This is a genomic window from Tabrizicola sp. (assembly GCF_031377265.1).
Lineage (GTDB): Bacteria > Pseudomonadota > Alphaproteobacteria > Rhodobacterales > Rhodobacteraceae > JAUYQR01.
Window position 1 is genome coordinate 1 of the sequence record NZ_JANMET010000215.1, and the last position, 6,956, is coordinate 6,956.

7 protein-coding genes are annotated in these 6,956 nt (G+C 63.9%); 4 read left to right on the forward strand and 3 right to left on the reverse strand.

Annotation, left to right across the window (positions count from 1 at the left end):
• The 3 genes from RMO18_RS12700 to RMO18_RS12710 all read right to left on the reverse strand — a co-directional run.
• Positions 1-1,244: M3 family metallopeptidase (locus tag RMO18_RS12700; protein ID WP_309666357.1), on the reverse strand; the 1,244-nt coding region annotated here is incomplete at its 3' end.
• An 80-nt stretch (positions 1,245-1,324) separates the two neighbouring features.
• Positions 1,325-2,950, reverse strand: a complete 1,626-nt coding sequence (locus tag RMO18_RS12705; protein WP_309666358.1) for an ATP-dependent DNA ligase — start codon at positions 2,948-2,950, stop codon at positions 1,325-1,327.
• The gene (locus tag RMO18_RS12710) at positions 2,947-3,960 is read right to left on the reverse strand and encodes a ligase-associated DNA damage response exonuclease (RefSeq protein ID WP_309666359.1); all 1,014 of its coding nucleotides are present in this window, start codon (positions 3,958-3,960) and stop codon (positions 2,947-2,949) included. Before RMO18_RS12710 ends, RMO18_RS12705 begins: the two co-directional genes overlap by 4 nt.
• A gap of 665 nt (positions 3,961-4,625) precedes the next feature.
• Between RMO18_RS12710 and RMO18_RS12715 the strand changes: the two genes are divergently transcribed.
• The 4 genes from RMO18_RS12715 to RMO18_RS12730 all read left to right on the forward strand — a co-directional run.
• Positions 4,626-4,934 (forward strand): hypothetical protein, encoded by a 309-nt coding sequence (locus RMO18_RS12715; protein WP_309666360.1) that lies wholly within the window; start codon positions 4,626-4,628, stop codon positions 4,932-4,934.
• The gene (locus RMO18_RS12720; protein WP_309666361.1) at positions 4,935-5,303 is read left to right on the forward strand and encodes a hypothetical protein; all 369 of its coding nucleotides are present in this window, start codon (positions 4,935-4,937) and stop codon (positions 5,301-5,303) included.
• Positions 5,304-5,492: 189 nt separating this feature from the next.
• A complete protein-coding gene (locus RMO18_RS12725) occupies positions 5,493-5,777 on the forward strand; it encodes a hypothetical protein (RefSeq protein ID WP_309666362.1) in 285 nt (94 codons plus the stop codon).
• A 154-nt stretch (positions 5,778-5,931) separates the two neighbouring features.
• Positions 5,932-6,956: circularly permuted type 2 ATP-grasp protein (locus tag RMO18_RS12730; RefSeq protein WP_309666363.1), on the forward strand; the 1,025-nt coding region annotated here is incomplete at its 3' end.

A 6,956-nucleotide genomic window follows, 5' to 3' on the forward strand; every position in this document is an offset into this window, starting at 1 on the left:
GCCAGCACCTGATGCACCCCGTGCCCCAGCTCATGCGCCAGCGTCATCACATCGCGCGGTTTGCCGAGGTAGTTGAGCATGACATAGGGGTGGACGGTGGTGACGGTGGGGTGGGCAAAGGCGCCGGGAGCCTTGCCGGGCTTGACGCCGGCGTCGATCCAGCCCTTTTCGAAGAAGGGCCGTGCCAGGTCAGCCATGCGCGGATCGAAGGCACGGTAGGCGTCGAGCACGGTGGCGGTGGCGGTTGGCCAATCGACCAGCTTCGGGGTTTCCTGCGGCAAGGGCGCGTTGCGATCCCAGACCTGCAGCTTGTCCAGCCCCATCCACTTCGCCTTCAGCCGGTAATATCGGTGGCTGAGCTTGGGATAGGCGGCGACCACGGCGTTGCGCAGCGCCTCCACCACCTCCGGCTCCACGTGGTTGGCCAGGTGGCGGCCATGCTGTGGGCTGGGCATCTTGCGCCAGCGGTCGTGGATTTCCTTTTCCTTGGCCAGGGTGTTGTGAACGCGGGCGAAAAGCTTGATGTGCTTGTCAAACACCAGCGCCAGCGCCCGGGCGGCGGCTTCGCGTTTGGCGCGCGCAGGGTCGGTCAACAGGTTCAGCGTGGCCTCAAGGCTAAGCGCCTCGTCCTCGCCCGCCACATCGAACATCAGGCCGGCCATCGTCTCGTCAAACAGGCGGTTCCAGGCGGCGGAACCGACCACGGATTCGTCGTGCAGAAAGCGTTCCAGCTCGTCCGACAACTGGTGCGGGCGCATCGCGCGCATCCGGTCAAAGACCGGCTTGTAGCGGGCAAGGGCGGCGTTGGCGGCCAGAAGCTCGGCCAAGTGGTCATCGTCCAGCCGGTTGAATTCAAGGCTGAAAAACACCAGCGGCGTGGTGAACACCGTCACCTTGTCCTGCGCGTCGGCCATGAACTTGGCGCGGTCGCTGTCCATGGTGTTCTGGTAATAGCGCAGCCCCGCATAGGACATCAGGCGCCCGGCGGCGATGTCGATCTTTTCGTTCGCCGCGATGCAATCCAGCATTGCCGTTGCATCAAGCGACGCCAGTTTCCCCTCATAGGCCGCCGCGAAATCGGCGCAGGCGGTTTGCAGCCAGGCCATGTCCCGGGAGAACTCGGCCGATTCCGGTGCAGGGTAAAGGTCGGTCAGATCCCAGTCCGGCAGGTCGCCGAAACTGCCCGCGCTGGTGGTGGTATCAAATACGGGACGGGGCAAGGTTGCGGGGCGCGGCAGTGTCATCTGGAACCTCATCGGACTGTGTCAGCGTCATCTAGGGGCGAAGGGTGGTTCGCCGCAAGGCTGCTTGGTCTTCCTCTTCTTCAAATATCCTCGGGGAGGTCCGGAGGGGCAGACGGCCCCTCCGGCGGTTGATGCAGCAAGGCGCGCAGCGTCGCGATGCTGTCGATATCCGCCACCCCCTTGTCGCGCCGCCAGCGCGCCATCCGCGGAAAGCGCAGCGCGATGCCGCTTTTGTGGCGCGGGCTGGCCTGAATCCCTTCAAATGCAATCTCGAACACCAGTGCTGCGGGCACTTTGCGCACCGGGCCAAAGCGTTCCAGCGTGTGGCTTTGGACCCATCGGGTAATCTCGGCAAACTCGGCGTCGGTCAGTCCGGAATAGGCTTTGGTGAACGGCACCAGATCGTTGCCATCGCGGATGCCAAAGGTGAAATCGGTGAACAGATTTGCCCGCCGCCCGTGCCCTGCCTGCGCATACAGCATCACCGCGTCAATGCTGTAGGGGTCAAGCTTCCACTTCCACCAGTCACCGCGCTTGCGCCCGGAATGATAGGCTGATGTCGCGCGTTTCAGCATCAGGCCTTCAGCGCGGGCGGCGCGTGCGGTGGTGCGGGTGGCGGCAAGGCCAGCCCAGGTTGTGAAGGGCAGCGCAGATGACAGGCCGAGCGGCAAGCCAGACGGCAACGCCGCGATCATGGCACCCAGCCGTGCCCGGCGCTGGCTGAGCGGCAGTGACCGCAGGTCCTCGCCCTCCGCTTCCAGAAGGTCATAGGCCAGCAGTCGGGCCGGCGCTTCGGCCAGCAGTTTCTTCGGCACCGTCTTGCGCCCGATCCGTTTTTGCAGCGCGGCAAAGGGCAGCGGTTCGCCGTTGCCCCAAGCGAGGATTTCCCCGTCAATCACCGTGCCTTGCGGCAGGAAATCGGCCAACGGGCCAAACTCCGGAAAGCGGTCGGTGATCAGCTCTTCCCCCCGGCTCCACAGCGCGAAGGTGGTGGGCCGGTGGATCAGCTGGCCCCGGATGCCATCCCATTTCCATTCGGCAATCCAGTCGTCCGGCGGACCAAGGCCATCGGGCGCATCCTCCAACGGGCTGGCAAGGGCAAAGGGGTAGGGCCGCGCGTCGGCCCCTTCGCTGCCGCTGACCAGTGCTGCAAAGCTGGTGCGCGCGGGATCCCAGTTGCCCATCAGGCGGTGGGCAAGTGTGGCCTCATCCACCTCGGTCGCGGCGGCAAGCGCGCGCGTCAACAAGCCCTGCGCCACCCCCATGCGAAAGCCACCGGTCAGCAGTTTGTTGAACAGGAACCGTTCGGTCGGACCCAGCCCACCCCAAGCGGCCAGAACGGCGGCACGGCGCGTTTCGACCGGCTTTCCCGACAGGTCGATCAAACCCGCAATGGTATCGCGAAGACTGGAAGTCGCGGTATCTGTGGCGGGCGGCAGCAACAGGGCAATCGTTTCTGCCAGATCGCCGACCATCGCGTAGCTTTCCTCAAACAGCCAGTTCGGAACGCCCGCGGCTTCGGCGGCCCAGAGGCGCAGTTCGGTCGAGGTCACGGCACGGCGCGGGCGGCGGCCGGTCAGCAAGGCGATGGTCCAGACCTTATCCGCGTCGGGTGCAGCGCGGAAGTAGTCGCTCAGCGCGGCGGTCTTGGCACTAGTCTTGGTCGTGCCGTCAAGCGCGGTGAAGAGGGCGGCAAAGCGGTTCACGGTGCGGCCTCCGGGCTCTCGGCCGCGTCATCCCCGGTGAATTCGGTGGCGACGATCCCGGCGTCATAGCCTTGGGTTTCCAGCCAGCGGCGAAATGGGGCGGTGTAGCCGTGGGTCACAAAAACCCGGTCAGCCCCGGTGGCACGAATGGTGGTGTTCAGGCCATCCCAATCGGCATGGTCGGACAGCGCGAACCCGGTGCCAAGGGCGCGACGGCGGCGGATGCCACGGACGGCCATCCAGCCAGAGGCGAAGGCTTCGTCACCGGGCGCGAAACGGCTGATCCAGGCGCTGCCCAAGGCAGAAGGCGGCGCGATGACCAGCGCGCCGGGATGGGATCTGGCGCTGACCTGTGCGGTGACGCGGGTGGTCTGCGGCAGCGGGTAGCCTTGCTGGCGCAGGATTTCGGTGATGTCCTCGACCGCGCCATGGGTCAGGATCGGGCCGATTGCGGGCAGGCCTGCCATCACCCGCTGTGCCTTGCCAAACGAATAGGCCCCGAGGATGGAGGTCTTGCCCTCGGCGGCATTCGTGGCCCACCAGCGGGCGATCTGCTCCATGATCAGCGGTTGCGGCTGCCAGCGGAAGACTGGCAAGCCGAAGGTGCATTCGGATATGAAGGCGTGGCAGGCGACGGGGGTGAAGGGTTCGGCCAAGCCGTCGGCTTCGGTCTTGTAATCGCCGGAGACGACCCAGACCTCGCCCGCCACTTCGACCCGGATCTGGGCCGAGCCGGGGACGTGACCTGCGGGGTGGAACGAGACGGTGGCCGCGCCGATTTGCCGGGGCTGACCGTAAGGGATGCCCTCGGCGGTGAGGGGGCCGAGGCGGTGGCGGATCACGGGCAGGGCGGCTTCGGTGGCGAGGTAGGAGCCGTGGCCGGGGCGGGCATGGTCGCTGTGGCCATGGGTGATCAGGGCGCGGGGGACGGGGCGCCAGGGGTCGATGTGGAAATCCCCGGCGGGGCAGTAGATGCCCTGGTCGGTGAAGGTGAGGACGGGGCTGGCCATGCGGGAAGGATAGCGTGCCGGTCGGGGATGTCCACGCGTGGACAGACCGGCGGGGTGAGGGGGATCAACGGGTTAGGGAGAGCGGGTAAGGAGTTGGTAAGGAATTTGGCCGTTTGGCAGCGGACGTCAAGCGGCGGACGGTGGGCCCTTCGGTTGGCTGCGAGGCGGTGTGTCGGGCTTGACGTGTCGGTTGGATCGGGGCCGCCATCGTTGCATTGGATGCCATATTGAAGCACCAGCGGTTCGCGTCAGTTGGAATTTGATTGGCGAGTTTTGGGTACGGAAACCGGAAATCTGGCGGGGAAACCCGGGCAGATACGGGCCGCCCGATTGATTGCGCAGAACATAGCGCCGGGAGTGTTGGGGTCTGGCCTTCTTTACAAGCAGGCGACCGCAACGGGCGAGGGGCACTGAGCCTTACCCCCCCTCTCCCCGGCTCAACTTTGGAACCAAGCTGTGAATGGAGTGCGGTAGAGGGCGTAAGGCGCTGATCGGGCGGCGTTATTACGAGTGTTCAAGGTAGGCAATGCCCGGCTTTGGCCATGTTATCGGTTGCGACGGGCAGTGATATCTTGCTTCTGTTCGATGAAAGGCCAATGCGCGGCGAAGATGAATCGCCAAAGCACGTTCCCCGATGACCCGAGCAGGATGTCCGGACAGATTTCATGCCAACCAAAGCGCAACTGGATGGGGCCTATCTTGTGGCTGGCGCTGCGACGATGTTGCAGTTTGCGGCTGAAGACCGCGCAAAGCCCGTGCATTCAGGCGCTGCATTGCGGGGGATTGGAGTACGGACTGCGGAGGACCTGGTCCCCCCGCATGGCAGGACCATCTACCGGCACCGTGGCACGACCCCAATCAGCATTTCGGACCTTGGATCGGAAGCGGCAGAATTTCGCGGCGAGGCCATCTTTGGCGGTGTGATCGGACCGCAGTTTGGCCATGTCGTCTCGCAATCCATTGGGCGGCTTTGAGTGGCCGAGGGGCTGCCGGCTGATGTGCCGATCCTCTTTTTGAACGCAAATCCGGGGTTTGACCAAATCCCGGGTTACTTCGCAGATTTGCTGCCCGTTCTGGGTGTGACCAATCCGCTGGTACTGATCACGCAGCCGACACGGGTTGGCAGTTTGCATATGGGCGCTGATCTTTGCAATCTGGATCATTCGCCAGCCGCTGACCGGTACTTTCTTGACTGGCTGGGGCGGAACCGGCCGGCTGTGCCGGTTGATCCGGATTTGCGGATCTATGTGAGCCGCAGCCGAATGGGGCCGCATGCTCAGCAGTATCTTGAGGAGGCGGTCCTTGAAGCCGCCCTGAAGGCGGAGGGCTACCACGTGATCTAACCGGAAACGCTTGGGATTGGGCACCAGATCGAGCTGTATCAACGGGCCCGACAGTTGATCCTTGCGGATGGATCGGCGGTACATCTTTGGTCGCTGTTCGCAACGGCCCAGCAAGAGGCCGCAATCGTGTTACGTCGGCCTTGGCATCGGGTCTTGCGGATTTGGTTCAAGAGCTTCGATCTGGCTCCGGTGCGGAAGATTGACCAGCGCGTAGCGGATTTCACGGGCAGTGGGGCAAACGGTCGGCGGTCTGCCGCGTTGTTGGATATGGCGGCAGTCTGGGCGGATCTGGGAGCCGCTGGCTTTCATTCCGGCACGCGAAAGATTGCGGGCGCGGCGGATTGGTTGCGCAGGGGCGGATTGGAGCCGTTTGCCTGGGATGATGTGAGCGCAAGCCTTCTGGCCACCCGGCCGAAAATGACTTGGCTTGAGCAGAGCGTGCCCACCGGAATAGTGCCGCCCGACACCCCTTGATCAACAAACAAACCCAGAGTGCTGCCCAAAATTCAGGCACTTCGGCGCGGGTTATCCCTAAATCGTGCAATCCGCCCTTCCCCGTGACGAAAACCGCTGATCTAGTGGAGTCAAGCGGCAGGACGGAGGCGATGTGACCCCCACCTTCAACGAGATGTTTGAGATAGGCGGCGGGGGCAGCGATGTGCGCAGTCCCTATGCACGGCTGGAGGACTGGGTGCGGGCAATGCCGCAAGAGTTGCGCCACCTGAAGCAGGCCGAGGCCGAGGCATTGTTCCGGCGGATCGGGATCACATTTGCGGTGTATGGCGAGGGCGGTGATCCGGACCGGTTGATCCCGTTCGACATGTTTCCGCGGGTGTTTTCGGCGGGCGAGTGGGGGCGGCTGGAGAAAGGCATCAAGCAGCGGGCGCGGGCGTTGAACGCGTTTCTGGTCGACGTTTATGGCCGTGGCGAGATTGTGCGCGCGGGGCGGATCCCGGCAAAGCTGGTCTACCAGAACGAGGCGTATGAAAAGGCGGTGGCGGGCTTCGTGCCGCCAAAGGGCGTTTATTCGCATATCGTCGGCATCGATCTGGTGCGCACCGGGCCGGACGAGTTTTTCGTGCTGGAGGACAATTGTCGCACGCCAAGCGGGGTCAGCTATATGCTGGAAAACCGCGAGATCATGATGCGGATGTTCCCGGCACTGTTTCGGGAAAACCGGATCGAGCCGGTGGATACCTATCCCGAAAAGCTGCGCCGGACTTTGGCGTCGGTTGCGCCGGCAAAGTGCCAAGGCGAGCCGGTGGTGGTGATCCTGACGCCGGGGTCTTTCAACAGCGCGTATTATGAGCATTCGTTCCTGGCGGACCTGATGGGGGTCGAACTGGTCGAGGGGCAGGATCTGTTCGTGGACGGTGCCTTTGTCTACATGCGCACGACTGAGGGCCCACGCCGGGTGGATGTGATCTATCGGCGGATCGATGACGCCTACATTGACCCGCTGTGCTTTCGCCCCGACAGCATGTTGGGCATTCCGGGGTTGATGGATGTGTACCGGTCGGGCGGGGTGAGCATCTGCAGCGCTCCGGGGGCGGGGGTGGCCGATGACAAGGCGGTCTATTGCTATGTGCCGGAAATGATCCGGTTCTATCTGGGCGAAGAGCCGATCCTGAACAATGTGCCGACCTGGCAATG

What these genes read in the sequence shown, in the direction of transcription:
- RMO18_RS12710 (WP_309666359.1), bottom strand. Translation starts at nt 3,960, where the DNA reads ATGGCCAGCCCCGTCCTCACCTTCACCGACCAGGGCATCTACTGCCCC.
- RMO18_RS12715 (WP_309666360.1), top strand. Translation starts at nt 4,626, where the DNA reads ATGCCAACCAAAGCGCAACTGGATGGGGCCTATCTTGTGGCTGGCGCT.